Origin of the sequence: Phocaeicola sp. RTP21359st1_B8_RTP21360_211022, from assembly GCF_040911965.1 — a bacterium.
GTDB classification, from domain to species: Bacteria; Bacteroidota; Bacteroidia; order Bacteroidales; family Bacteroidaceae; genus Phocaeicola; species Phocaeicola vulgatus.
In genome coordinates this window covers 1-1,102 of the sequence record NZ_JBDFXP010000120.1, presented here as the reverse complement: position 1 = coordinate 1,102, position 1,102 = coordinate 1, and the positions used below count along the sequence as shown (strand labels likewise).

The window sequence follows — 1,102 nt, the reverse complement described above, 5'->3', positions numbered from 1 at the left end:
GCTCCGTTTCAGCAACGGCAGGTTCTCCGGAGTGAGCGACCCTGCCGGACGCACGGTACACGCCGCCACCGACACGAAGGGACGCGTCACGAGCCTGTCGTTCGTCACCGGCAAGGGAGAAGAGCGTCTGGTGTCGTACACCTACGACGAATCCGGCAACATGACGGGCATCACCGACGCCATGGACAAGACCACGGAGATGTCGTATAGCGGCCACCTGATGACGGAGAAGACCGACCGCAACGGCGACACCTACCGCTGGGAATACGACAGCAAGGGACGGTGCGTCCATACCTACGGCACGGACGGCATGATGGAGGGGCGCATCGAGTACCACCCGTCCGAAGGCTACAACCTCGTGACCGACTCCACGGGCGGCACGACCACCTACCGATATACACCCGACCAGCTTGTGACCTCCGAGATTGACCCGCTCGGCAACGAGACGCGCCACAGCTACACGGACTTCATGGAGCCTTACCGCACCATCGACCCAGAGGGCGGCGTCACGGGCTACAGTTACGACAATGACGGCAACCTCACCGGTGTCACGTACCCCGACGGCGGCGGCGAGATGTACATATACGACGACAAGGGACGGCTGAGCATCCATGTGGACCGTGAGGGCAACAAGACTGTCCGCCTGTACGACACGGAGCGTCCGCACCTTGTCAGCCGCTTCATAGACCGTGACGGCGGCGTCACGGAGTTCACCTACGACAGCCACGGCCAGCCCGTGGGCGTCGGCAAGGGAGACCGCCGCTCTGAACTGTCCTACGACAGCTCGCTGAACCTCGTGTCATGGCACGAGGACGGAAGGCTGCTCGGCGGCTGGAAGCATGATGCCAGGGGCAGGCTCATCGAGCGAAGCTCTCCCGGCAACCGCACGGAGTTCTACGTGTATGACGCCCTGGACCGCCTGCGGCGCATAGACGCCCGTGACGGTAACGTCATACACCTCGGCTACGACAGCTACGACAGCATCACGGAGGCGCGTGACGCGCGACGCCATGTCCGCATGGGCTACAACTCCGTGGGGAGCATGACATGGCGCGAGGAAGGCGGGAACAGGGTGAGCTTCCGCTACGACGGGATGGACCGC

Annotated in this window: 1 pseudogene; it reads left to right on the top strand. The window is 63.6% G+C overall.

The window, feature by feature from the left end:
* Nucleotides 1–1,102 (top strand): annotated as a pseudogene (locus AB5062_RS22665) (hypothetical protein); the annotation flags it as partial.